30 protein-coding genes are annotated in these 22,946 nt (G+C 30.6%); 19 read left to right on the top strand and 11 right to left on the bottom strand.

Annotation, left to right across the window (positions count from 1 at the left end; all coding sequences use genetic code 11):
* Window position 1: 1 nt before the first annotated feature.
* Window positions 2–1,336, top strand: a complete 1,335-nt coding sequence (locus WC623_RS07770) for a tyrosine-type recombinase/integrase (protein WP_372849652.1) — start codon at window positions 2–4, stop codon at window positions 1,334–1,336.
* Between the two features lie 12 nt (window positions 1,337–1,348).
* On the opposite strand, the gene WC623_RS07775 is transcribed toward WC623_RS07770, so the two are convergent.
* Together WC623_RS07775 and WC623_RS07780 are read right to left on the bottom strand one after the other, a co-directional pair.
* On the bottom strand, window positions 1,349–1,822 hold the full coding sequence (locus WC623_RS07775; protein WP_372849654.1) for a hypothetical protein: 474 nt from the start codon (window positions 1,820–1,822) through the stop codon (window positions 1,349–1,351).
* 125 nt (window positions 1,823–1,947) lie between these two features.
* Window positions 1,948–2,184 carry a hypothetical protein gene (locus tag WC623_RS07780; protein ID WP_372849656.1) on the bottom strand — a complete coding sequence of 79 codons (237 nt, stop codon included), beginning with the start codon at window positions 2,182–2,184 and terminating at the stop codon, window positions 1,948–1,950.
* Window positions 2,185–2,247: 63 nt separating this feature from the next.
* Here WC623_RS07780 and WC623_RS07785 point away from each other — a divergent pair, with 63 nt between their 5' ends.
* From WC623_RS07785 to WC623_RS07795, 3 genes are all read left to right on the top strand, one after another.
* Window positions 2,248–2,802: a hypothetical protein gene (locus tag WC623_RS07785; protein ID WP_372849658.1), complete on the top strand. Its 555-nt coding sequence runs from the start codon at window positions 2,248–2,250 to the stop codon at window positions 2,800–2,802.
* A 680-nt stretch (window positions 2,803–3,482) separates the two neighbouring features.
* Window positions 3,483–4,355: a hypothetical protein gene (locus WC623_RS07790; RefSeq protein WP_372849660.1), complete on the top strand. Its 873-nt coding sequence runs from the start codon at window positions 3,483–3,485 to the stop codon at window positions 4,353–4,355.
* Between the two features lie 131 nt (window positions 4,356–4,486).
* Complete coding sequence (locus WC623_RS07795) at window positions 4,487–5,245, top strand: hypothetical protein (protein WP_372849662.1); 759 nt, start codon at window positions 4,487–4,489, stop codon at window positions 5,243–5,245.
* Between the two features lie 11 nt (window positions 5,246–5,256).
* Here WC623_RS07795 and WC623_RS07800 read toward each other — a convergent pair whose 3' ends face one another.
* Window positions 5,257–5,484 carry a helix-turn-helix domain-containing protein gene (locus WC623_RS07800; protein ID WP_372849664.1) on the bottom strand — a complete coding sequence of 76 codons (228 nt, stop codon included), beginning with the start codon at window positions 5,482–5,484 and terminating at the stop codon, window positions 5,257–5,259.
* Between the two features lie 90 nt (window positions 5,485–5,574).
* Here WC623_RS07800 and WC623_RS07805 point away from each other — a divergent pair, with 90 nt between their 5' ends.
* Window positions 5,575–6,087 carry a hypothetical protein gene (locus tag WC623_RS07805; protein WP_372849666.1) on the top strand — a complete coding sequence of 171 codons (513 nt, stop codon included), beginning with the start codon at window positions 5,575–5,577 and terminating at the stop codon, window positions 6,085–6,087.
* 3 nt (window positions 6,088–6,090) lie between these two features.
* Window positions 6,091–6,339: a hypothetical protein gene (locus WC623_RS07810; RefSeq protein WP_372849668.1), complete on the top strand. Its 249-nt coding sequence runs from the start codon at window positions 6,091–6,093 to the stop codon at window positions 6,337–6,339.
* Between the two features lie 178 nt (window positions 6,340–6,517).
* On the opposite strand, the gene WC623_RS07815 is transcribed toward WC623_RS07810, so the two are convergent.
* Complete coding sequence (locus WC623_RS07815; RefSeq protein ID WP_372849670.1) at window positions 6,518–6,748, bottom strand: helix-turn-helix domain-containing protein; 231 nt, start codon at window positions 6,746–6,748, stop codon at window positions 6,518–6,520.
* A 94-nt stretch (window positions 6,749–6,842) separates the two neighbouring features.
* On the opposite strand from WC623_RS07815, the gene WC623_RS07820 reads away from it, so the two are divergent.
* The 5 genes from WC623_RS07820 (at window position 6,843) to WC623_RS07840 (ending at window position 9,501) form a co-directional block, all read left to right on the top strand.
* Window positions 6,843–7,136: a hypothetical protein gene (locus WC623_RS07820; protein ID WP_372849672.1), complete on the top strand. Its 294-nt coding sequence runs from the start codon at window positions 6,843–6,845 to the stop codon at window positions 7,134–7,136.
* Window positions 7,117–7,626, top strand: a complete 510-nt coding sequence (locus WC623_RS07825; protein WP_372849674.1) for a hypothetical protein — start codon at window positions 7,117–7,119, stop codon at window positions 7,624–7,626. The genes WC623_RS07820 and WC623_RS07825 overlap by 20 nt, the downstream gene beginning before the upstream one ends.
* Window positions 7,627–7,871: 245 nt before the next feature.
* Window positions 7,872–8,234 carry a hypothetical protein gene (locus tag WC623_RS07830; protein WP_372849676.1) on the top strand — a complete coding sequence of 121 codons (363 nt, stop codon included), beginning with the start codon at window positions 7,872–7,874 and terminating at the stop codon, window positions 8,232–8,234.
* A complete protein-coding gene (locus tag WC623_RS07835) occupies window positions 8,228–8,437 on the top strand; it encodes a hypothetical protein (RefSeq protein ID WP_372849678.1) in 210 nt (69 codons plus the stop codon). The genes WC623_RS07830 and WC623_RS07835 overlap by 7 nt, the downstream gene beginning before the upstream one ends.
* 329 nt (window positions 8,438–8,766) lie before the next feature.
* Window positions 8,767–9,501, top strand: coding sequence for an Abi-alpha family protein (locus WC623_RS07840; RefSeq protein WP_372849680.1), 735 nt, complete (start codon window positions 8,767–8,769; stop codon window positions 9,499–9,501).
* Between the two features lie 217 nt (window positions 9,502–9,718).
* On the opposite strand, the gene WC623_RS07845 is transcribed toward WC623_RS07840, so the two are convergent.
* From WC623_RS07845 to WC623_RS07855, 3 genes are all read right to left on the bottom strand, one after another.
* On the bottom strand, window positions 9,719–10,342 hold the full coding sequence (locus tag WC623_RS07845; protein WP_372849682.1) for a recombinase family protein: 624 nt from the start codon (window positions 10,340–10,342) through the stop codon (window positions 9,719–9,721).
* Between the two features lie 203 nt (window positions 10,343–10,545).
* Window positions 10,546–11,139 (bottom strand): hypothetical protein, encoded by a 594-nt coding sequence (locus WC623_RS07850; RefSeq protein WP_372849684.1) that lies wholly within the window; start codon window positions 11,137–11,139, stop codon window positions 10,546–10,548.
* Window positions 11,140–11,819: 680 nt separating this feature from the next.
* Window positions 11,820–12,776 carry a hypothetical protein gene (locus WC623_RS07855; protein ID WP_372849686.1) on the bottom strand — a complete coding sequence of 319 codons (957 nt, stop codon included), beginning with the start codon at window positions 12,774–12,776 and terminating at the stop codon, window positions 11,820–11,822.
* Between the two features lie 243 nt (window positions 12,777–13,019).
* Here WC623_RS07855 and WC623_RS07860 point away from each other — a divergent pair, with 243 nt between their 5' ends.
* Window positions 13,020–13,157, top strand: coding sequence for a helix-turn-helix transcriptional regulator (locus WC623_RS07860; RefSeq protein WP_372849688.1), 138 nt, complete (start codon window positions 13,020–13,022; stop codon window positions 13,155–13,157).
* A 357-nt stretch (window positions 13,158–13,514) separates the two neighbouring features.
* Window positions 13,515–14,429 carry a hypothetical protein gene (locus WC623_RS07865; protein WP_372849690.1) on the top strand — a complete coding sequence of 305 codons (915 nt, stop codon included), beginning with the start codon at window positions 13,515–13,517 and terminating at the stop codon, window positions 14,427–14,429.
* Between the two features lie 44 nt (window positions 14,430–14,473).
* Here WC623_RS07865 and WC623_RS07870 read toward each other — a convergent pair whose 3' ends face one another.
* The 4 genes from WC623_RS07870 to WC623_RS07885 form a co-directional block, all read right to left on the bottom strand.
* Window positions 14,474–15,133 (bottom strand): hypothetical protein, encoded by a 660-nt coding sequence (locus tag WC623_RS07870; RefSeq protein ID WP_372849692.1) that lies wholly within the window; start codon window positions 15,131–15,133, stop codon window positions 14,474–14,476.
* A 32-nt stretch (window positions 15,134–15,165) separates the two neighbouring features.
* Entirely contained in the window at window positions 15,166–15,771 is a 606-nt protein-coding gene (locus WC623_RS07875) for a hypothetical protein (RefSeq protein WP_372849694.1), read from the bottom strand.
* A 331-nt stretch (window positions 15,772–16,102) separates the two neighbouring features.
* Window positions 16,103–16,849, bottom strand: a complete 747-nt coding sequence (locus tag WC623_RS07880; protein ID WP_372849696.1) for a hypothetical protein — start codon at window positions 16,847–16,849, stop codon at window positions 16,103–16,105.
* Between the two features lie 71 nt (window positions 16,850–16,920).
* On the bottom strand, window positions 16,921–17,469 hold the full coding sequence (locus WC623_RS07885; RefSeq protein ID WP_372849698.1) for a hypothetical protein: 549 nt from the start codon (window positions 17,467–17,469) through the stop codon (window positions 16,921–16,923).
* A 191-nt stretch (window positions 17,470–17,660) separates the two neighbouring features.
* Between WC623_RS07885 and WC623_RS07890 the strand changes: the two genes are divergently transcribed.
* The 6 genes from WC623_RS07890 to WC623_RS07915 all read left to right on the top strand — a co-directional run bounded on the left by WC623_RS07890 (window position 17,661) and on the right by WC623_RS07915 (window position 22,877).
* A complete protein-coding gene (locus WC623_RS07890; protein WP_372849700.1) occupies window positions 17,661–18,839 on the top strand; it encodes a hypothetical protein in 1,179 nt (392 codons plus the stop codon).
* 7 nt (window positions 18,840–18,846) lie between these two features.
* Entirely contained in the window at window positions 18,847–20,127 is a 1,281-nt protein-coding gene (locus tag WC623_RS07895; protein WP_372849702.1) for a DNA-processing protein DprA, read from the top strand.
* A complete protein-coding gene (locus tag WC623_RS07900; protein ID WP_372849704.1) occupies window positions 20,124–20,654 on the top strand; it encodes an HAD family hydrolase in 531 nt (176 codons plus the stop codon). The genes WC623_RS07895 and WC623_RS07900 overlap by 4 nt, the downstream gene beginning before the upstream one ends.
* Before the next feature lie 381 nt (window positions 20,655–21,035).
* Window positions 21,036–21,386, top strand: coding sequence for a hypothetical protein (locus tag WC623_RS07905; RefSeq protein WP_372849706.1), 351 nt, complete (start codon window positions 21,036–21,038; stop codon window positions 21,384–21,386).
* A gap of 157 nt (window positions 21,387–21,543) precedes the next feature.
* Complete coding sequence (locus tag WC623_RS07910; RefSeq protein ID WP_372849708.1) at window positions 21,544–22,149, top strand: alpha-ketoglutarate-dependent dioxygenase AlkB; 606 nt, start codon at window positions 21,544–21,546, stop codon at window positions 22,147–22,149.
* Window positions 22,150–22,274: 125 nt separating this feature from the next.
* Entirely contained in the window at window positions 22,275–22,877 is a 603-nt protein-coding gene (locus WC623_RS07915; RefSeq protein WP_372849710.1) for a TetR/AcrR family transcriptional regulator, read from the top strand.
* Window positions 22,878–22,946 lie beyond the last annotated feature (69 nt).

The raw sequence follows: 22,946 nt of genomic DNA on the forward strand, positions 1-22,946 counted from the left end.
TATGGAATCTAAAATAAGTAATTCAATCATTTTTAAAGATTTCGAAAATCTTAAAATGTACCACCCTGAAGGTGGTGTATGGTATGTCGGTTATTCCCTTGTTTTGGAGGATGGTACAAAAGTCAGAAGAAAAGAAAGGGGTAAAAAACAATATAAAATTAGTCTTGCCAAAGTCGATAATGAAAAGGATAGAAAAGGAAAACTTAAATTATTGTTTGATTCGGTTGAATATGATTTAAGGAATGGAATTGATCCTGCTAATTCAGATTATGAACGAAAGAAAAGGGAGTGGGAAGCACTAAAAAAAGCAGAAGCTAGTAAAATATCAATTGATAAAGCTATTCAAATAATTAAAGAAAATCGAGGTTGGGTTAATCCAACTTATGGTAACAAAACAACAGCAGTTTTGTTGTTGGCTTTCTATAACCATACTTTTAAACGTTTTTTGATAGAAATTAAAAAAGATGATAATGTACTATCCGTTACAAAAAAAGACCTTAATGATTGGATAGAAAAGGAATTCAATCCGACAGAAGGGAAAAAAGGTTGGAGCGCATTAACCTGTAAATTAAATTTAAGTAGGGTTAGTATCCTGTTTAAAACTTTAATTCAAAGGGATTATTTAGATTTCAATCCCTGTTCCAATATAATCTTAAAGAAAGATTCTGAAAAAATAGTACCCATTAAAAAGACAGAAATTTATGAATCTTGGACTCAACAAGAAATTAATATCTGGTTTGCTGAACTGTTTGAGTCGGGGTCAAAAGCTGATCGAATATTACATGTTTGTAGTGCAATTATATATTATACTTTCATTAGAAGAAGTGAGATGTTAAGATTGAAAATTTGGATGATTGAGTTTCCAAATCAACGATTCACGCTACCACCACACATTACGAAGTCTGCTAGAAGGTACGAAAATGATAATCTCATTCACGTTGACATTCCAAAAAGTTTAATTGAAATTTTGAAAGAATGGTTAAGCTTTGCATATCCAAATGGATATAATGATGATGATTTTTTAATCCCAAAAAACAATAACCCAAAATTAAGCTATAGTTATAGATATCTTTGCAATAGCTTTGATAGTATCAAGGGACAATTAATTGAAAAATATAAGGGCGATAATTTATTTGTAGGGAAAAATTTTTACGCTCTAAAGCACACAGGAGTGCAGAAGCTATTTAACACTTTGGTGAATACTAATTGGATGCCGATGCAAATACAGGCATATATAATGCAGCAATGTAGGCATGCTACATTTTCACAAACAGAAGTTTATTTGAGAAAATTAAAACTTGAATTTAAAGTTGAAAGAAAAATAGTTGATTTTTAATGGCGGGGTTTTTTAGCCCCTATTTTTGATACTAGCTAGAGCTTCCATCTGTAATATTTTTTGATGCTCTTCAAATGCAATACGTTCTTTTTCTTTTTTGCTGATGCGTTTTTTTACTGGTGCTGGTTCATGGGTATTTGCAAAGAAGTTGGTTACAGGTGTTAATTTATCATTGATGGTGTTAAATTGCTCCATCATTGCATTAAACATAGTAATATCTACAATTGGAGTAGTAGTAATAACAGATGCTAATTTTCGTTTAGTCTCATTTAGTTCATCCTGTACTAACCGCAGATCAAATTTTGAAAAGTCTAAATCAATTTTTAATTCCTCAACTTCTGTTAAAACATGAGAATGTATTAATCTCTGTTGTACATAATCTTCAATTGAGGTATAACCTTCTGCTAAAACAGCTTTTTCAACTTGCAATTCAAGGAATTTATCTGCACCAACTTTATTTAACAAATCTTTCTGTTCCTGATTCATATCCAAATTTATAAATTAAAATTGGGGCCCCATTAAAGTATTAATGAAAAAGGATAAGGGACATTAATGCAGATGCAGATAAAAAGAGATAAACTCCTTTTATAAAGATTAAATTAGAGTTGAAATTATTCAGCTTTTTGCCAGATTTTAATTATTCTATTTCTCGATTTGATGTAGGGATAATAAGTCTCTTTTTTTGCCTCTTTGCTTACATTCTTACTACCTCTAAATAATATTAAATCTAAAGCATCAATTTGCAACGTATCATCATCTACTGATGTACATGCAGCTTTTATTTCTTGGTTGGAAGTAGAGAAGGTGATGACCACCTGATCCTTGTATATTATATTTATATTTTTCAATTTGGTTTTGATTTGGCTCAAAAAATTGAAGATAATAATGATTTTACATTATAATTGTAACTGATGAAAACATATATCTCAGATATCATACCACGACTTAGTAAATTCAGTAAGGAGTTAGCTAACGTAACTTTGTTAGCCGAAAAGCATTGGGTAGCTATTAATCCTGCACTCGCTCAAAAGCACATGTATATTTTTAGACGAAATAACGAATTATTAATTTCCACTGATGGACATGTTGAAAAAGGTAAGTGGGAACTCATTGGTAATAATTCGCTACTTCTGGATATTGGGAGTAGTTCAATATTATTCAGACACGGATTTTTAGATGAGAGTATTCTTGCATTGAAAATTGATGGGAGAGATGAGTACGCATTTTTTGTTGCCGAATCCAAGTTTAATAGCGGTTTGAACTCAATTGAAGCAGTTAATGATTTTTTAAGAAAAAAATATGTTGAAAAGCCCACAGTTCAATATGTAGAGCCAAAAACATTAACTAAAGAAGAATTGGAAGCCACGTTTAGTGTAACTAACAAGCAGATAGTATTTATTATACTTGCGATCCTAGGGGTATTTGTATTAGTTGGTTTAATGGGATATTTTGCTACGCTTTTTTAATTGTTTTTTATTCATTAATTCTCTAATCTTAAGTACTGGAGAAAAATCTTCTCCACCTATATAGGTGATAATTTATAATTTTCACTTGTTAGTAAAAAACCTAACCTAACTATATTTACATTAAAGATACCTTTCGGGAGTTGGAATATCAGTAAATACTGTATCAAAGTTGATATTTGAAAATAAATACCCTATATAATGTAAATACTGTATCATTCTTAATTTTAAGTGGTAAATACTCTATATAGTGTATCAAATTAAATATTATAGAATAATACCTTATATATTAATGTATAGGTGTATTAAATAATTAAAATCATAGATGATACACTATATGGTGTATTTATTTTTAATTTACTTATATAATGCAATATTTAATTATATAGTGTATCAAATTAAATATTATAGAAATACACATATAATTTCATTTCCAACCTAAGAAGTGTTAAAATTTTATAGCTACTTGATTTTTCTTTTTTCCAATATAACTTTATTATCAATTCTTATTTATTTATAAATTTTTTCATCTAAAGTGATTTTAAATTTTTTCATAACTATTTATAAATAAATAAGAATTATTCATTGGGTTTCGGGAGTTGGTAGAACTGCAAATTATCTTCCAACTTCCATTAGTTTTTGCAGACTAATTAAACCTGAATGAAAAACTAAAACTAAACACAATGGAAAAATTAAACAAAAATCTGGTATATATTAACATACCTAAAACATTAAATTTCACAGAAGAATTTGGAACATTATCCAGTAAGAAACAGGATATAATTAAATTCATAATTTCTGAATTTAACTACAGAACTAAAAAGAATGGTGCTGCAAGGCACAACAGAAATACAATGTTGAAATTCTTTTCAATTAGCCCAAATCTATATAATGAACTTTTAAAGTTATTAATAGAAAAAGATTTAATTGAAAAAACTGAAACATCTAGTTTTGGTGTAGTAAGAAAAAATAATGGTTATACTTTATTGGAAACTTTTGAATGTAATGATGAAGAATCTATTCAACATATTTATACATTAACTGATGATAATTGTCCTGAATTTATAAAAAGATGGGTTGCAGATGATTTTCAAATTTTAAAAGAATCAAAATATATTCCAGTTACAGAAACTAAAGATTTTAAACCAAAAACTAAAAATCAATTACATCAACAGGTAATAGAATTACAGTCATTTATATTGCAACAGCGAGAAGAAATAGAGTGTTTAAAGGGGGAACTGTCTAATGTTAATACAAGTATTCAATCTCCAATTGTAGAGCCTGTGATATCACGTAAAGAGGTCGTTACAGAGCCAGTAAATAATGATGAAGATGATAATTTATTTATTCAAAAAATTGGGAATAAAACATATTATTATGCTAATTATCCAATAATTAAGAATATAGCTAATGATGAGGATGATGAGGGGGTAATCATTAATAAATTACAAGCTGCCAGAGATGATGATGGACAATCTATTGTATATAAAGGTAAAGCGATATACTTCAATAAAACAATTGTTGCGAACGAAATTGTGATTGAATTAGTGGCGTAACACTTGCATTTTTTCGATACTGATATAATTATTGTACATGTCAGGGACAGGTAGGATATATATAATAACGGTGGTAGCGCAATGGTTATCACCTTTATTTTATAAATTAGATTCTAAATCTAAATTAATCTATGGAAGTTCAAATCAGCGCTGAAATTATCAACGTACTGGAAAATGAATTAAAACAATATGAAGAAAGTATAGTTGATGTTTTAATTCAATACACCGACTTTAAAAATTTGGATTTATCAGATTTAGCAAATGATGGATTTTTTTATAATTCTGATGATAGAGGTGTTGCTTTTGTAGATAGTCTCCGAGGACATCTACACAAAAAAGATATAGACTATGATATCAGTTTATGGATCATTAATAAATGGGGTGGAATTGGCTCATTTAAGAATAATGAGACAAATGAAAATAGAATTAACAAATTTTTCAGTGAATTAAAAAAGAGAAAACTTACAACAGAGCTTTTTGGAATAATCTCTTCACTCTCAAAGATTGCATCATTTGCAGATCACGAGAAATATTTTGTATATGATTCAAGAGTAGTTTATACATTAAACTGGCTTATTTTAAAAAATAATTTGAATAATCCAGTATTTTTCCCAATGCCAGAAAGTAGGAATGCAAAACTTCTCTATTTTGACCTTAACACTTTAATCAATCTCGCTTACATGAGTGATGTTACATATGGGAATCGGAAAAATGAAATGTATTTATCCCCTCAAAAGGCTTACTTTATCTATTGTGATCTGGTAAGGGAACTCAATAGAAGATTATTTCCAACTTATAAACCTTATTATTTAGAAATGTTATTATTTACGATCGCTGATACTATTATTTTTGATGAAATTAAATCGAGCGTATCAATTAAAATTATCTAAGAATTTTTGAATCATTCATCCAAAAGTTGAGCAGGCTTAATTCCCAGGGCTTCAGCTAGAGCAAAGATTGTTGATACGCTGGTGTTAACTTCTCCACGTTCAATTCTATCTATTTGTGAGGGACTTGTAAGTGCAGCAGTGGCCAATGCCCTGATACTCATATTGGCATCAGTTCTAAACTTTTTCAAATTTCTACCTAAAACTTCTTTGGCTTTATCGTTGCCACTCTTATCACCCATGACGCCAAATTCATTAAACAAAATAAAAATTATGTACGCACATATGGGTACATTTTCTTATATTCGTACTAAAATTTAAACGTAAGGAATATGAAAAAATTACTGATAATGTGCAGTGTGGCAACGCTTTGTCTAAATTTTAATGCTTTTGGGCAAAAGAAATTGAAAAATATAGCTTGCAAGAAAGATACTGTAACGCAATATAAGTATGGATTTTGTCCTTATAAGACAGGATATAAAAGCTATACTAAGATCACTCCATCACATTTTTCCAGTTGGCGTAGGGTCATAAGTTATAATCAGACACTACCTGAATTATATGCTGTTGCACTCGGTGCAGGCAATACATTTTCACAAAATCGGGTAATAATTGAAGTTAGGGAACCTGAAAAATTGAACAAAAAATACTGTTATGAATTGCAAGTTCCTGCATATCTGTGTGATGATATGTTTATTATAATGCACCAAAACCTTCAATATCAATATCCTGATTACATTTCTTCGGTTGTGCAAATCAATGGCGTAAACTGGCTTAAAATCAGCGATAAGGAGGAAGGAATCTTGTTAAATCCAATAGCGAAAAATGAAAATAGTACCTATTAAAAAATGAAATTTAAAACTGAGATTCTAAAATATTTTCAGAAAAATATAAGGAATTGGGATATAAAGTTATATGAACAAGGTGATATAATAGTGATAGTGAGAGAGGATCGAATTTTAAAGATTTCTCATCAAAATTTTAAATCTATTCTTTGGTTGACATTGCCAGAAATGCCTACAAAGGCAGAAAAAGTTAGGTTTATCATCATGGATAAAAATAGATCAATTGAATATCAATATATCTTCAAACCGTAACTAAATATGAAAGCTCTCTTATGGTTATTGTTAATGTCTTTTTTTGCAGGATTTATCTATTTAATGATGAACCTTGAGGACGAGCAAACCAATTTAGATTTCTATGAAAAAAAAAGAAAAGGAGTTGGTTATTGAGTTATTTATAAATATGAAATAAATGCAGAGTGGAAATTAGGAATTAATCTTCAAAAAGCACTGATGGGTGAATAGCCAGAGCTTTAGCAATAATTGCAACCATACTGACTGTAGTATTAGCTGCACCCAGTTCTATATTGCTAATTGTACGATAATCAACATTACATAATTCAGAGAGCTTAACCATAGATAACCCTTTCAAAGTGCGTTGTTTACGCACATTTTGCCCTAGCTTTTTGATTGCCTGTTCATTTCTGGGGTTCTTTACTGCCATCGAATAGCAAATTTTGCTAATAGAAATGCTTTAACCTATGTAACTAGTTTCATATTTTATTTATCTTTGGATTAAACTAAATACAAATATTAATATGATAAGAAAGCAATTATTACTACTAGGAGTGGTTTTTTTTGAAAGTTGCGCTATAAATACACCTGAATCTCTAGCAACAGAAGTCTGTGATTGCTACAGACAATCAAAATCCTACAAAAACACAACTAAAGAATTGAAGAAACTTGATGAATGTTACATGTTAACGCAAGCAAATTTGAAGCGGTTGCAAAAATTAGGAGCAAAAAATGATTGGTCTGATGACCAAGTCCAAAAAGAAATGGAAAAATTCGATAATATTTTAAATAAATGCAATGGAAATTCTTCAGAATGAGACGCTAATTGGTGAGCATGTTATTGGTACAGAGAAGTTTACTATTACTGATAAACGAATGCTCTATAATAATCAGGGTAACAATAATATCATCGGTATAAAAGAGTTACGTTCTGCAGAGGCTAAACAAATGTATTTAAAATTTAATAGGTTCAATTTGCCAGCACAGGAGCCTTTAATTGCTTTAATTACAATTATATCAATTATTGTTGCATACATTGTTATTGTGGCAACAGGAAGGGAGTATGGATTTGAGTATGGAGATCTTATGCCACTTTTTCTTGCAGCACTCGCTTCAATTGCGATTGTACCTATTGCTTTCATTATTGTTCGATCTCTACAGGCATTTACAACTTTCAATGCAGATAAGGTTGTTTTACAAATTATTAAAACAGATAATACGTATTGGGCTAACCAACATTATAACCCTGAATTTATACCACAGCTGCAAGAATTGGTAAAGGATATAAATAAAAGCATTTATAAATAGGATGAAAAAAATATATATTATTACTGGTATTTACTCGCCTGATGGCGTAACCTCAACAAAAAGTAGTATCAAAAATTATTATCAAAAATAATAAATCAGCATTTGATAATTTCATTTCTTTAAATATTCTGGATCAAAACCGCAGTACCTTCTTTTAGTTTTTATACTTTACGATGGTAAGCATCTATTAAAAGGGCGTATTCATTCTATTTAAATAGTGATTACATTTAAGTGGTTAAAATGGGGTGTGTAATGAAGATTTTTTTAAAACTTCAAGGGGTGCTGAATTGGAAATTAGGCTTGCAAATGTTTCTGATATTCCATTTATATTAAGCCTTAATAGGATTTGGACAATATCATCTCTTGATAAGACAGATAAGAAAGATGGGTTTCTATTTTGTGAAATGCATAATAAGGAGGAACTAGAAAAGATTATTAATCACAAGGAATTAGGGATCGCAGCCTATAATGGAAATCTTGTTGCCTATTTTATTAATGATAATTATTCTTCTTTAATTTCTGAATACCAATCAGCTATTCAAGAAATGAAAAATGCAGGATTAATTCATGTGGATCATAATTATGTAAAAGAACGAAAATTATGGTAGAACTATTTTTTCATAGAATGGGTATTCCTAAAGCAATGTTGAAATTTTTAAGGCCATATTTATTGAAAAAATATGATATGTTGATCTCAATCGGAATTAATGATAATTTCAAAAGAATTGCTCACGAAAAGGCTGGGTGGGAAGTTATTTATGAAAATGAGTTTAATTATTATTTTATTTACGATTCGATTAAAAATCAGTAAATCTAAAATTTAGATGCAGCACCTTAAAATTTCAGGTTAGAATTTTCAGAAAAATATTTTTTGAGATAGGCTCTTAAATTGAAAACAATATTTTTTTTTGGAAAAAAAATCGCAAATGTGTGCCCACGTACTTAGGGAGGCGACTATTATAGTAGGAGCGTAGGGGGATACCTATGGGGAGGGGGAAGGGGGGCTCTTGGGATTAACATGACTTATGTAGGGTTAATTAACTGATAGATTTTAAATAAATTCCTGTTCATTTTTCATTGTTTAATTGGAATTAAAAGCATATTTCTATCTTTATTACAAATACTTAAATTTCATAATTTATGCCTGACTTAGAGAAATTAGCTAATATACTTGGTGCTGACACTGTAAAGAAAATTTATGAAGATGGTGGTTCACAACCTGTACAAGAGATAAGTAAGGTTGCTGTGGATGTTATTAAAGCATTTAGATTATTTACTGCACCAGTTCAATTAGCAGCGGCTTACCAGGATAGGTTAACAAGATATTTAGAGAAGGTTAGGGGGAATGTTAAAGAAGAAAATCAAATTGAAGCTCCTGCATCAATAGCAGGACCTGTGCTAGATAGAGTAAAATATTTAGAGGATGGTAATTATTTAACAGATTTATATTTAAACTTACTTTCTAGAGCTATAGATAAAGAAAGGATAAATGAAGCGCATCCTGCATTTGTCCATTTAATAGACCAACTCTCACCTGATGAAGCTTATTTTTTATTTTTATTAAAAGATAAAGAGGTCGAGATTGTTACTTATACTGATTATGATGCTTTAGCTGATTGGTTTTCTAATCGTAGAATCACTAAATCTGACATACCAATTGATAGATTTAATTTTCCTAAAAACTTCGATATGTATTACTCACATTTGGAAAGTTTAAGTTTAGTAACATGGCCAGTGTATGATACCAAATATCCAACAAACGAAGAAAATGTCCAGATTGGAATAGAAAAATTTACAAAAATTTTATTAACAGATTTCGGCAAACTATTTGTCAATTCATGCATTCCAGAAAAGGGATTTATGATGTACAAGTAGCTAATGCTAAATAGTTCACCATGTAGATGCTCATGATTTGATCATGTACCCCATGTAAATCGGTTTATTGTAACTATTCCAATGGAAATTAGCCTATTTTCTCAGGAATTAATACCAAAATGCTAATTTTATAATATTGGTACGTAATGATTATTTATAAAAAAAACTGGTTATGATCAGGTTTATATGAGGTTATTGCAAGGTTTTTTGCTGCTAATTATAAAGAAGATGTTAGGGGCTTCAAACCAATTTTTTTAATCTTTGTGAGCGTGTTAATGTGGAGACCAGTAATTTTAGAAATCTCTAAGTTTGTTAGATTGCCTCTTTTTAGGTAATCCAATGCTTTGGCATTTTTTGGCTTAGATAAAAATTTTAAATTATCCTCGATTGATCCTGTCTTCCTGCCATTAAATAATCCTTTTGCCTTAGCTAATGCAATACCTTCCGCTTGCCTCTCTTTAATTTGTGTTCTTTCCATTTCCCCTACAACCCCAAGAATGCTAATGATCATTTTTGAAATTGGATTTTCTTTTCCATTCTCATCCAAGGTTCTCAACCCCTGATTAATAAAAAAGATCGGTACATGTTTGTTGTTAAATTGTTCGATGGTATGGAGGAGATCTTTTAAGTTTCTGCCTAAGCGGTCTATACTTACAACTGATAAAGAGGTTATATAATTCTCATGAAGTAATCTTAATATTTTCTTACCACCTTCTCTTTCTTCAAAAGTGATAGCACCTGAACATTTATCTTCAACCAATAGATTAAAATCACCTTCATTAATTTTTTGCCTATCAGTATTCTGGTCTAATGATGATACTCTGACATAAAGAATTTTCATATATAATCACAATTTTAAAGTAGTGTATTGTTAAGTCTAAATATATGAAAATTAATAGATATTTCCAAGGTATTCCCATTGTTTTTGGCTATGGGTGTGCCTCACAAAAAAAGGTATACTCTAAAACACTAGATTGTTTGTGTGTGGGCTTAAAAGCTTTAATGAGGTAGAAAATGAAAAGTTAAATGAGTCTTCTACGGAACCTATTGCGATATCCTTTTGATAATCTTTTCTTTGATGTCAATAAGGAATGGAGATATAATTAAGACAGTTAGGAATAACTGTAGCATATATAGTACTCGACTTTTCCATGATAAAATTTTAAAAACGTTCTGATCCAGTTGCACACTTTTCATGAAAGTATCATATGCAAATTGGCTCAGAGGTAAACCTCTATTCTTTACTAAATTTTTATTTTTATCGATCCTCTCAATATTACTGTCTATTATAGAAGTATGAGATTTAATGATATTGATTATAGGTTCTTTTGATGGCGAATATGGATTGTCGAAATATTTGATAAAAAAGTCTCTATTTTGATCTCTATCGTTTATTTGGATAGTTTGGTTATTTTTAATAATCGATAGGTAATAGTTATATCCTTCATTTGGATCCTTCGGGGGCTTTCTTGGATCGACTGGGATTGGGGTCGTAACCCTATTCAACTCCAGTCCTATATCACCAGATGTTAACTCATAAGTTTTGACTCTATTGCTTTTTACTAGAAATGGAATTGCGTACCTATCTTTTTCAGATATTTTTAGTTTGTTTTTTGCTAGATTGACAAGAGACTCCATGCAATGCCTTTTTTCGAAGATAAGCTGGTGTCTAATTTTGTCAAAGGTATCGTATTCGTTTTTGATTTGATATTTATTGATGTCTTCGTCAATAATAAAAGAGCTTTTATCATACAGATACAGGAGGTAATGCATTGAACCAACAAAAAAGGAAGTGCTAAGTAGCAATGACAGTACAAAAATTATATATACTATCAGGTTGTTTTTTAATAAAGTTCTATACTTTTTGCGAAACAAAAATAGTATGGATGATATAATGAATGTGAAACAAAGAATAACCCATGTAGATTCATTAGTTGCCTGAGGATAAAGATAATAGTAGGTGTTGTCGTGAAATTTAGATATTACAAAGGCACATGCTAATGCCAAGAAGATTATGCCGAATGAAATCAATTTCGGTTTAACCTGTTTTATTCTACTAGGAGGGTGCATAAATTTAATTTTAATATTGAACTGTAATATGAGGGGACTAAAAGACTATTTGCATTTAACATACAATCTTAAGTCTGCTATCATTTTTACAATAAAATAATTCTCAGATGGTGATAATTTTAAAGCCTTCTATCATTAAGTTTATTCATCAAAATAACAAATTTGTCTGCTTGTTTGCCTTTTAGCTTTGAATGGATATTATTTTAATAACAAAACAAAGACTATCAAATTTGAGAGCCTTTGTTTTGTTATTCGTACCAGTAATCAAGTGGTAAATATTGGTATTTTGTACTCACATTTGTCTTATTATTGTACATGTCGTAGGTATTTTTATGCACCACATAAAACTTACCATCGGCAGAATACGTCTGTATCTCATAAGGTTTCTTTGCATGATCTCTATACCTAGCGTAATATATTGAACCGCCACCTTTACCTCCATAAACAGTAACGTTCATTATATTTCCCGAATCATAATAGTCTATTACAATGGTATTCATTCCATTACCATCAACTTCCCTATATCGTGCTTTATGGCCAAATACCCTATCGATTACTGCTTTGCCTGTTTTTGGTGTAAATCCCATAGGAAACCATTCAAAAACATGTCCAGTTTTGTGGGTATATATTCTGAATTTAGTTTTTATGGCTGCTTTAGTGGGCAATGAAGCTAACTCTGAATCACGTTTAATCTCACGATTAGCTTTAATCAAACTGTCTTGTTGAAATTTATTTTTTATAGCTTTTAAGTCGCTAATAATAGACTCTATATCTTTGGCATCTGTAACTTTATCAAACCCATTTATAGCTCTTTCGTATTTATCAAGAAATGTACTGTATTTTAGGGGATCGAAACTGGTGTTACTTGCGTATTTGTGTTTTACCCTAAAATAACTCTTAATTTCTTTACTCCTTCTAGCAAACTCCATTATTCTGTTTATGAGTTCGTCACTTTCACCTGATTCACGAGCGTACTTGAAATACCCACTCATATTATTGAATACGTTATCCAGTGAATCCTGTTTATTAGTCAATTTATTATCCAGTGCTAAATAGCGTTCCAAATCCTTCAAGTCTTTAGTGTCTTTATCTATTATGATGTAGCCTCTATTTGTGAGGGTATCTACTAACTTGGACACATCTTGACCAAATGAATACATGGAACACAAGATCATTGCCACAGTAACCAACGTCTTATTTTTCATAAATCTTATAAATTATTGAGCTTCCCAGTCTCTAAGAGGCATTTAAAGTTAAAGAAGTCGTGAGACCGTTAACTTATTATTCAAAAAGTTAAACGTTTCTTAAATTCAAATGTACGACAAGTCATATACGATACAAAGTATTTTATCTGATTTTTTGTTTTGATTGCAACCAAAAATCCTAGGAACGATAAAATCATCGCTCAATTTGGCGTGAACGTATGTAAGTGCCTTAACAACAGAGATATGACTATGGTTGAGTTAGCTGGTGTGGAATATGGTACTATAAGCACCATTGAGAGAGGGTTGGTCAACTGTACGATCAGTACTGCTTATGAAATTTCAAAGGCTTTGGGTGTCACTATTGATAAACTATTTGAATAAAAACAAGAAAACCCACACCGTCCTACGATGTGGAAAATAAAAATGGGATATATTTAATCTTCGATATCAAACATCTTTATCTTCAGTTTCGGACAATGTACTATAATAGTCTTGTACGGAATTCAGTTTAGTTTCTGTAGATTCATCCTCATATAATTGAACAAGTGTTTTCATGTTAACATAATTTGTTTATGTTATATATAAACCATTAGATTTTTCAAGTTGGCAAAACTTGTCCCAAGTGGGTAGAGTTACCAATATTTTTTATGATACCCGTTTAAACTTTGGTTTACGGTATTTTGATATGGTTCTAAATTCAATAAATTTGTTTATTTAAACTGCAAAATGACGCTTTTTATGAAACACACCTTGATTGATCTATGTGATTATTTCGGTTTAGCAACTGAAATTGGCATTCCGATGATAATATCAACAGGTGCGGCATTGATAGTTTTTATCCTTGGATATATCTTTTCAGGAATTTCATATTTTATAACAAAATTAATTTCCAGGTGGAATCATAAGGAACTAATAAGGATAAATTACGAGCTACTCATCGATTTTTTAGCAAACCAATCAATAGAATTTAAAGATTTAAAAGAAGATATTTCAATTGATTTCCCGAACGAATTTACAATTCTTTATTCTCCAACACCAGCCATAAATGCGCTAAAAGGATTGGAATATAAGCTTGTTTATCAAGTTTTCTTTGGAAGTATTTTCAGTAGTCTTTTTAGGAATGAAATGAAGTTGAAGGCTTTTAACCAACTTTATTCGACGTTAAGTGTTGTTGAAGATTTTGAACAAAGGAGATTAAGTGAATTAATAGAACTGAATAGTAATTCTAAAGTTTACAAGGAACGCATTTCACTTTCTGTAAAAGATGCCTTTATCGAAGTCCAGAAACTTAGTAGTAAACATATTGAGAGTTTTAATGGTGATTTTGATGAGTATCGCAAATCAAGAGTATCGCTTGTCAAAAATTACATCAATAGTCAAAAACTATATGGTGATGTACGGAGTTTTTTTAATGAGGTAAATGTACTCGATAAAAAATATATTAAACAGTTAGACAATTTTATTGATATCGACAGAATGTATGACTATCAAGGTTTAATAAAAAGCGCAATTATTAATATTGACGAATACAATGCCTATTTAAAACAACAGAGGGGGTATGTCGGTGGTCTAAGCTTGCATTTTAAACGTCAACATGAATATCTAATCCGCAACTACAAAATATTATTTGGAAAGGAATATTCATCGGTTTAAAATCTTATAATACAGTATTTAGATTAGACTATTATACCATCAAATTAAGTTTCCTTTATTAAGGAAGCGTTAACAAATACCTTATTTTCAATGTCTGCCGTATCCATAATGAATGCAATATCTTCAATGCTTCCAATTGAAAATACGTAGGGTTCATTTATACCTGTCACTAACTGTATTCTGTATTCCTTTTGCCATGAATACTCTATGCCTTTAGTAAATAAGTCTTTTTTGCCAGTAAATTTAGATAAATCCTTATAGGTAATGTCGTCATTCCCGTATTCTATTTTGTTCTTTTTTAATTGATCAAAGATTCTGCGAAAGAATTCAGTATTATTTAAAATTCCTACGCAATGAGTTCCAAATTCTTTTAGACGTGCATCAAATGGACTATGAATAATAGGTAATGAAGTGTCTATTGTAGTTAAGAATAGGCAGTATAAATTGCCGACAGGATTAGCTAGACTTACTCGGTGGCGTAAATTTGAAGCGTTTAGGGTGATTTTTTTTGTAGGCTCATCAATTGGTATAAGATGAATAATGCTATTTTCATGGTAGTGCATTCTTACTACTAATTCATTTTTGTCAAATCGACAACTATCATCCTTTTGTGCAAAGTAACTAATCGGTTTGCAGTAAATAGTGCCATTTAACAAAAGATCGTTCATGTCTCGTTCCGATCCAAATTTTAGAAATATATCCATGATACGTAATAGTTAAAATTTAGAGTTGATTATTAGAGGTTGCGTTTTCTAATGGATTTGATATCTTTTGTTTCCATTAGTACAGCAATATCTTCAATACTTCCAATATTGATTTTGTATGGTTCATTCTTAGCCGTTAACAAATGTAGGCGGTATTCATTTTGATATGAATATTTTAAATCTTTCGAGAAAAAGGATTTTTTTCCAGTATATTTTGAAAAGTCTTTATATCCAATTTTTCCATGTTTAAATTGTATACCATCCATGTTTAACTGATTTACTACTCTTTTGGCGAATTCATTGCTGTCATTGATTAAGACAACATGCGTTCCAAATTCTTTTAATTGCTCATCTAAGGTGATGGTGTGATCGTCTGGTGTGTTTTTAAAATCTAGGGTAAATAAGCAAAATAGGTTTCCGACAGGCTTAATGACAAATTCTTTATAACGTGTATTTTTTAAGTCGACAATTATTGGATTTTTAAAATCTCTATCTTCAGATAGAAAAAGGATTGTGTTTCCTGAATACTCCATCATTGTAGTTAGTTCATCTTTATCATTTCTACAACTGTCATCAAGTTTTGCAAATTCAGAAATAGGGTTGCAATAAATTGTTCCATTTTTTAATAGATCGGTCATATTATTTAATGACCCGAATTTGAGATAGATATACATATCTTTTGGGAGTGTTAATTTACTAAATATATGAAAATGTTTGTTGTCTTTAGAACTTTGCTAGTTTAATGGAAAAGGAAGTAAGATGTGGTTATCGGCCCTGTAATAGGTAAGTAGTATGTCAGAATAGTTTTAGATCGTCTATAGCAAAATACGACTAACCAGCAAGTATTTTAGCTACATAAATCTAAAAATTAAGACAATTTGCGATACTTTTTTGTGCGTGTATCATTCCTGTTTTTAGATTTATTTTGATACACTTATATTTCTGATACTTTAAGGCTGAAATAATCAATCAAAATGGAAGCGTTAAGCAGTCTTGAAGTTGTTGTCTCTCAAATTCTTTAATTAATCTGAGTTGATTGGTTTTAAAGAATTCTAAAGTTTTTACGGCCAGGTTATAGTTGCCTATGGTATAAACATCATTAGAATGTTCTGATTCTAATACCAAAGATATATGTACATTATTTCTTATATCCTTTAATTTTTTTAAGTTTTCTTCTAAAGTGGAATTGTCAGGAGCGATTTTACTACAAAATATTTTAATAGCATTTTCAAAACTTATTGTATTCGTCTTGTTGATATATGCTCCACATTTCGCCTGTTTTTTACATACGAAGTCACCTGATGAATCTCCCCACGTTACACAAAATAGGTGAAGTTTCGCTAATGAACATACGATTAATGCCTCTATAATCGAAACTAAATTGATTATACCTATTTTAAGAAACAATGACTCTACAGCACCATACACTTCCATTCTATTGATTAGGTAGTTGTGAAAGTCACTTTGAAGCAGGGAATAACAAATGTTTTTTCTTTTAACATGTTCATTCACAATTTCGGTTAAATTATATTCTTTAATAAAGTAAGCTACTTTTCGGATATAGTTTTTTGGTATTTGAATTTTCTTAAATTCTGAGATGTTAATGTTTTGAAATGGTGTTATATAATGGTTTCCGATTACCCTTTCTAAATTGGTTAATGCAGAAGTTGCTTGATCAAAAGCAGTTTGTATTTCGTGTTTTTCTGCCGCTGTCATTTTTAATTAATTTTATAATGCCTATGAATGTACTTGTGTGTTCATGTAATTACAATGTTCCAATTCCAATATTAATCAATCAATGTCGATGAATCTCTATCGGGTATGGTCATTTCCATTGTGTTAACTTTGCGATACATTTCCTTCGTCTTTGCAGCATCAAGTAGGGTAATAGTATACATTTTGTAATCGTCAATATTTGACACCTCAAAGTCCACTTCGAAATTTCCTTTTTTGTAAGATGATGTAGAAACTTTTTCATCTTGTATTGTCTCAATAAGTTGATAACCTAATCCTTTGATCTGTGTTCTAAGCTTGATAAATTCATCTAGTTTTAATGTTGTGATAGATGTATTATGGTTTGTACCCCTGAAAATACATACGGTGTAAGCCAAATAACTTAAATCGTGGTGGTTTTTAGAAAATGTATGATTTATGTTGTGTGGGTTTGAAGAAGTTAATGCTTTTGCACTGGTGAATGGCAACTGTTTAGTTAACATTCTGTCTTCTATATTTCCAATAGAATTGGTTAGGCCAAAAATTAGATCATCGTAGGTTAGTCTTTGTCCGTAACTTAATGTGCCGTAAGAAAAAATAAAAAATAGTATTAGCTTTTTCATTATCTATCTATCTGAAAAAATGTCATATCCACTAATATCATAAAAAATAAGTAATAGAATCACTTTGTTTTAAATTTTGGCGCAACTTATAAATTATATAACAATGATATCTTAAAATTGAAGAAATTTTTGGGGATTATTTTTTTAACTTTATGAGTGACAGTTAATTTTTGACCAAAAAACCAAATATAATGCTTTCTGAAAAATTACTTAATAATACTAAATGGCGGATAACTCATGAATATAAAAGTAAGCTTGATCCAGATATATTCACATTCAACTCTAACGGAAGTATATCAATTGAAAACAAAAAATATATGATTGGTACATGGGCTGTCTCTGGTGATGCCTTAATTATTAAATATAATAATTATGTTGAGTGTCGAGGAAAGCTTGTAAATCGTGAGATTATTGGAGAAGCTAAGAACATAAAGGGGACTATTTGGGAAATTAATTTGAAAAGTCTCTCCCCCTTAACCTTTGATGAGGTGCCGAAGACTTCTGCCTTAAACCTAGGTGGATCTAAATGGCATTTGGAATTGAGTACAGTACTTTTACCTGATAAAATAGTTGATGAGAGACATATTGTTTTTAATAATGGAGGGACTGCAACATTAATGAAGAAAAATGGAGGACAGATAGCTGGAATTGTCAAATGGGTTTTAGAGGGAGATAAGGTTATCATCAATATTAATACTTTTGCTAAGTACGTTGGTAAAATTAAGGAGGATAGTTTTGAAGGGGAGCTTACAAATATTAAAGGGAAAAAGCTGCTTTTTAAAGGAGTAAGAAAAAAAGAAGTCTTTCAGACTAATAATGTCAATGTTAAAAGAAGTGTTTTTACTGCAGAAAAATATTTTGATTCAAGTAAGTTTCATTTTCTCGATTATTACCAAAAATATTGGTTGGATGGGGAAAGAAATCCAGCGTTTGATAACCATAGTAGTAATATCTTAAATTTAAAAAAGGGTGAAAGTGGTGCAATTATTTATTTTTATAATCGTCTAAACCCTTTAATATCAACTGATGAACTCGTAATCTGTTATGTGCCTTCCAGTGATCCTGAGAATCAAATGTCTGGTGTTAGAAAGCTTTGTTCAATGATTGCAAAAATTAAAAACAGAATTGACGGTACACATTGTATTGTTAGGCATAAAAAAATAGATAAATTAGCCAGTGGAGGAAATAGGAGTATTCAGATACAATTAGATTCCCTAAAGATTGAAAACTTAGAATTGATAAAAGGGATGAATATTTTGTTATTGGACGATGTAACGACAACTAATAACTCTTTAAAGGCGTGTAAACAATTATTAGTAAGTGCAGGTGCTAATGATGTGTATTGTTTTGCTTTAGGACAGACTTCATAAATTAAGAATGAAATTAACAACAGAATATCTTTTGACGTTACTTAAAACACCTAAGATTGGACAGGTGTCAGTAAAATTTATTAATGATAATATTGCGTATAAACTTTCCAATATCGGAGAATTACATGAAGCAATTTCAGAGCTTAAAATTAAAAATGCAAAGCTTCCAGTTCCCAAATTGGAGGAATTAGAAACCGCACATAGTTACGCATTAAAAGTTCTAGAGTATGGTGAGAAATTGAATATTAGAGCTATAAACTATAATGAAGATTACTATCCTTATAAGTTGAAGAGATTGACTGATTTTCCCGTTATAATCTACTTAAAGGGGGCTATAGACTCAATTACTGCCAAAAATTCGGTAGCTATAATTGGTACCCGTGAACCGAGTGACTTTGGGGTTAGAGCTGGGAAAAAAATTTCAGGAATATTTGCTGAAAATAATTTTACTATTATCAGTGGTTTGGCTGTTGGGTGTGATACAGCAGGACATTTAGGTGCAGTAGAAAAAAATTTGCCGACAGTAGCGGTTTTAGCTAGTGGTGTAGATAGTATTTATCCAGCTGAAAATAAATATTTAGCGGAAAAAATAATTGAAACGGGAGGTAGTTTATTATCTGAGTATGAACCAGGGGTAAAGCTTTTTCGTCAACAACTTGTTTTGCGTGATAGGATTCAATCGGGGCTATCTGATGGATTAATTGTTATTGAAACTGGTTTAAAAGGGGGAACAATGCACGCAGTAGCAGCAGCTAAGAAAATGGATATGCCAATAGCATGTTTAACAGGACATCCTAAGCATATGAGAGATTTTGATAAGATAAAGGGGAATGATTTTTTAATTGAGGGTGGCGCAAGTTCATTGGGTAACTCTGATCAGATTAACTCTTTTATTTTGAAAATGAACCCAGATATTAAAGTGAATAATATTGAAAAAAATGAGTACAAATTAGGCTCATACACTCATGATCAGGATGTAAAACTTTCAAATAATACTTTCGATCAAAACAATTCTGAAAATGATAGTCTATCACCATTAGGTCTGGAAAAGGCAGTTGATAATAAGAAACATGAGCCGAGTGGTACAGAAACGATAGAAGTATATTTTGAAAATATAAAACAAAATATTTCTGGACAAGATCCTAGTTTAGATGAAATTAAAGAACTCATTTTAAAGCTTACGGATGAACAAAAGGAAACAAACAAGCTATTAAAGATGTTAATTTCTCAATCCCAGAAAGATAAAGGTAACAAACAGAAACCTGACAATCAATCTTCATTATTATGAGGCCTTCTGTGATATTCGATCTTGATCAAACATTGGTTGATACAAAACACTTAGCTGATCTTAGAAAAAATGGTCGTTGGAATCAGATATATGGTGAAATACAAAAGCTAAAAAGTTATGATAAGATCGATGATCTTTTTAATTTTTTAAGTAGAAATTCGATCGATATAATTATAGTAACAATGTCGCCGTCAAGCTACTGCTCTAGAATCGTTGATTATTTTGGTTGGAACGTTGGAGGGAAAATTTGTTACCATGATGTAAAACCTAATTTAAAACCTCATCCTGAGCCTTTTTTAAAAGCAATACGAGATTATCAGTTAGACCCAGCAAGAACAATATCAGCAGGTGACAGTGCTATTGATATCATCGCTTCTAAGAGGGCTAATATTCCATCAATAGCTTGTTCCTGGGATTCTGATGATACGGTATCTTTATTGGCTTCAAGCCCAACCTTTCATGCCCACAATCCAAATGATTTATTCATGCAGATTATAAAATTCCATAATCTATCACAATTTGCATAGCATGCTTAGGGTTATTTGTAAAATAGAAAATAATCACTAACTTTATTGTGAGAGCGTTAATTTAAAGGGGTTACAGTCGGTCTGATAGTGCCCCTTTTCTTATTCAAATCATCTGATGCCAGATATTCAAGAAGTTTTTCAACAGCTTCAATGCTTTCTTTTTTACATCTTATAAAGTTTTGAAGTAAAAATTCAGATTGAAAATTGTAATTCACAACTGAATCTATAGCAGTTTGTAGACTTTAGCTTTTAATTTACAGTCAAATTGTAAATCTTGTTTAGTTGGTGTGGTCATTATGAGGTTGTTAATGGTGTAATTATAACAAATATACAATTTTAAATCATTGTCTATTTTACTAAAAATATTAGTAATTTTGAAGTATGAATAATGCAGAATTATCAGCACAACGATTTGAAATATTCCATAACCTTGCTTACAAGTGGGTTTATAGCAATAAGCATATAATTCGAGGTAATAACAGTCCATCACAATTCATATCATTCAATGAATCAAAAAATGAGATAATAGTTTCATTAACTGATTTTACCTATGAATATCATAACAAACACATCAAAGGAAAAGATAATGAGTATATGAATGGATTTATCGAAAAATTTAAACCTATTTTGAGTGAGTATTTGAAACAGGCAAAAATAAATGAGGTTGAATTTTGCTTAATCTTCAAATATAAATTAATGTTAACATATAAATATGTTAAGGCTAATACTTAATTTTCTTATTATAAAAGAATCGCAAAAAGCATCGCAAATATTTTATTTAATCTTTTTTATAAATAATAAAAGCGCAACTAATGTAGTTTAAACGATGTTTTTTATCTGAGGTAAAGTCTTTTTTTACCTTTAAAATATATCTAGTATATTTACATTCATGGATAAGTCGCTATACCTGGATCATTTAAACTTGTTACCAATCCCAGGAGAAGCCTTTTTCTACCCTGGTTTCTTTAATGAAGACGAAAGTGACAGGTATTTCGATCATATTATAAAGACGGCGAATTGGAAACAGGAAAAAATACAGTTATTTGGGAAAAGCACCTTATTGCCAAGGTATACAGCTTTTTATGGTGATGAAGGTATTAGCTATAACCATAGTGGAATTGTAATGAATGCTCAGCTATGGATTCCGGAATTAAAAACAATCAAAGAATATATTGAAAGTAAATTCGATGTGGAATTTAACAGTTGTACACTTAGTTATTACAGGACTGAAGCCGATAACTTAGGCTGGCATCGCGATAATAAAAAGAAACTGGGAAAATACCCTTTCATTGCATCTGTAAGTTTTGGTGCCCCTAGAATATTTCAGTTTAGGCATTTCATAGATAAAATTCCCATTATTTCTGTTGATCTTACTCATGGCAGTTTATTAGTTATGAAAGCTGAAACACAGCATCTATGGGAACATAGATTACCTAAAACAATTATCCCAACTGCACCTCGCATTAATTTAACTTTTCGTTTCATCCATAAATAGAGCTTGACTATCCTTTGTTTCATACAAATAATTTTATGGTAAAAATGTCAGAAAATGTAAAATAGTTTTGTAAAACTGTTTTAACTATTACTTTTGTTAACACTGTTAATAAAAATACATAGTATATGGGGATTGCAGAACGTAAAATCAGGCAAAAAGAGGAATTTAGAGCAAGTATCCTGGAGGCGGCATGGCATCAGGTGTTAACCGAAGGCTGGCAATCATTATCTATCCGAAAAATAGCTGATGCTATAGAATACAGTATTCCTGTTATTTATAACCATTTCGAAAATAAGGAAGCCATATTGCTTGAGTTTACTAAAGAGGGCTTTCAGAAGTTAGCAGATGCTATGAATGATGTTAAAATGCAACATAATGCACCTGCAAAACAGCTGGAAGTTATAGCTCATGCTTACTGGGATTTTGCTTTTGAGCATAAAGAATATTATCAGTTGATGTTTGGCTTGGGAATTCCTGCCTGTGAAAGGGTAAATCAAATTGTGGAAATGAAAACTATGACCACAGTAATGATTTCAACTATTGAAGATACCATCAAAGCAAGTCCAGACCCTGAGGCTGATGTATTCCTTAAATATCATACTTATTTATCTATTCTTCATGGACTAGTGTCGATTCAAATGATCCGGAATGAAGGGAAACCCAATGCACAAGACCGTCGAATCTTACAGGATGCAGTATCAGGCTTTATTAAATCACTTCTAGTATAATCAATATATCACTCACAAACAAAAATAAATAATTCATTATCCACATTAACTTATAAACAATAATTTCAA

The organism is Pedobacter sp., assembly GCF_041645105.1.
Lineage (GTDB): Bacteria > Bacteroidota > Bacteroidia > Sphingobacteriales > Sphingobacteriaceae > Pedobacter.

Excerpts from the sequence above, each read along its gene's own strand:
- WC623_RS07850 (WP_372849684.1), bottom strand. The coding sequence starts at position 11,139 with ATGGAGTCTCTTGTCAATCTAGCAAAAAACAAACTAAAAATATCTGAA.
- WC623_RS07815 (WP_372849670.1), bottom strand. The coding sequence starts at position 6,748 with ATGGCAGTAAAGAACCCCAGAAATGAACAGGCAATCAAAAAGCTAGGG.
- WC623_RS07770 (WP_372849652.1), top strand. The coding sequence starts at position 2 with ATGGAATCTAAAATAAGTAATTCAATCATTTTTAAAGATTTCGAAAAT.
- WC623_RS07825 (WP_372849674.1), top strand. The coding sequence starts at position 7,117 with ATGGAAATTCTTCAGAATGAGACGCTAATTGGTGAGCATGTTATTGGT.
- WC623_RS07895 (WP_372849702.1), top strand. The coding sequence starts at position 18,847 with ATGAAATTAACAACAGAATATCTTTTGACGTTACTTAAAACACCTAAG.
- WC623_RS07860 (WP_372849688.1), top strand. The coding sequence starts at position 13,020 with ATGACTATGGTTGAGTTAGCTGGTGTGGAATATGGTACTATAAGCACC.
- WC623_RS07835 (WP_372849678.1), top strand. The coding sequence starts at position 8,228 with ATGGTAGAACTATTTTTTCATAGAATGGGTATTCCTAAAGCAATGTTG.
- WC623_RS07875 (WP_372849694.1), bottom strand. The coding sequence starts at position 15,771 with ATGACCGATCTATTAAAAAATGGAACAATTTATTGCAACCCTATTTCT.
- WC623_RS07795 (WP_372849662.1), top strand. The coding sequence starts at position 4,487 with ATGGAAGTTCAAATCAGCGCTGAAATTATCAACGTACTGGAAAATGAA.
- WC623_RS07840 (WP_372849680.1), top strand. The coding sequence starts at position 8,767 with ATGCCTGACTTAGAGAAATTAGCTAATATACTTGGTGCTGACACTGTA.
- WC623_RS07910 (WP_372849708.1), top strand. The coding sequence starts at position 21,544 with ATGGATAAGTCGCTATACCTGGATCATTTAAACTTGTTACCAATCCCA.
- WC623_RS07865 (WP_372849690.1), top strand. The coding sequence starts at position 13,515 with ATGAAACACACCTTGATTGATCTATGTGATTATTTCGGTTTAGCAACT.
- WC623_RS07900 (WP_372849704.1), top strand. The coding sequence starts at position 20,124 with ATGAGGCCTTCTGTGATATTCGATCTTGATCAAACATTGGTTGATACA.
- WC623_RS07845 (WP_372849682.1), bottom strand. The coding sequence starts at position 10,342 with ATGAAAATTCTTTATGTCAGAGTATCATCATTAGACCAGAATACTGAT.
- WC623_RS07805 (WP_372849666.1), top strand. The coding sequence starts at position 5,575 with ATGAAAAAATTACTGATAATGTGCAGTGTGGCAACGCTTTGTCTAAAT.
- WC623_RS07905 (WP_372849706.1), top strand. The coding sequence starts at position 21,036 with ATGAATAATGCAGAATTATCAGCACAACGATTTGAAATATTCCATAAC.
- WC623_RS07885 (WP_372849698.1), bottom strand. The coding sequence starts at position 17,469 with ATGAAAAAGCTAATACTATTTTTTATTTTTTCTTACGGCACATTAAGT.
- WC623_RS07890 (WP_372849700.1), top strand. The coding sequence starts at position 17,661 with ATGCTTTCTGAAAAATTACTTAATAATACTAAATGGCGGATAACTCAT.
- WC623_RS07800 (WP_372849664.1), bottom strand. The coding sequence starts at position 5,484 with ATGGGTGATAAGAGTGGCAACGATAAAGCCAAAGAAGTTTTAGGTAGA.
- WC623_RS07810 (WP_372849668.1), top strand. The coding sequence starts at position 6,091 with ATGAAATTTAAAACTGAGATTCTAAAATATTTTCAGAAAAATATAAGG.
- WC623_RS07880 (WP_372849696.1), bottom strand. The coding sequence starts at position 16,849 with ATGACAGCGGCAGAAAAACACGAAATACAAACTGCTTTTGATCAAGCA.
- WC623_RS07790 (WP_372849660.1), top strand. The coding sequence starts at position 3,483 with ATGGAAAAATTAAACAAAAATCTGGTATATATTAACATACCTAAAACA.
- WC623_RS07855 (WP_372849686.1), bottom strand. The coding sequence starts at position 12,776 with ATGAAAAATAAGACGTTGGTTACTGTGGCAATGATCTTGTGTTCCATG.
- WC623_RS07785 (WP_372849658.1), top strand. The coding sequence starts at position 2,248 with ATGAAAACATATATCTCAGATATCATACCACGACTTAGTAAATTCAGT.
- WC623_RS07915 (WP_372849710.1), top strand. The coding sequence starts at position 22,275 with ATGGGGATTGCAGAACGTAAAATCAGGCAAAAAGAGGAATTTAGAGCA.
- WC623_RS07775 (WP_372849654.1), bottom strand. The coding sequence starts at position 1,822 with ATGAATCAGGAACAGAAAGATTTGTTAAATAAAGTTGGTGCAGATAAA.
- WC623_RS07870 (WP_372849692.1), bottom strand. The coding sequence starts at position 15,133 with ATGGATATATTTCTAAAATTTGGATCGGAACGAGACATGAACGATCTT.
- WC623_RS07820 (WP_372849672.1), top strand. The coding sequence starts at position 6,843 with ATGATAAGAAAGCAATTATTACTACTAGGAGTGGTTTTTTTTGAAAGT.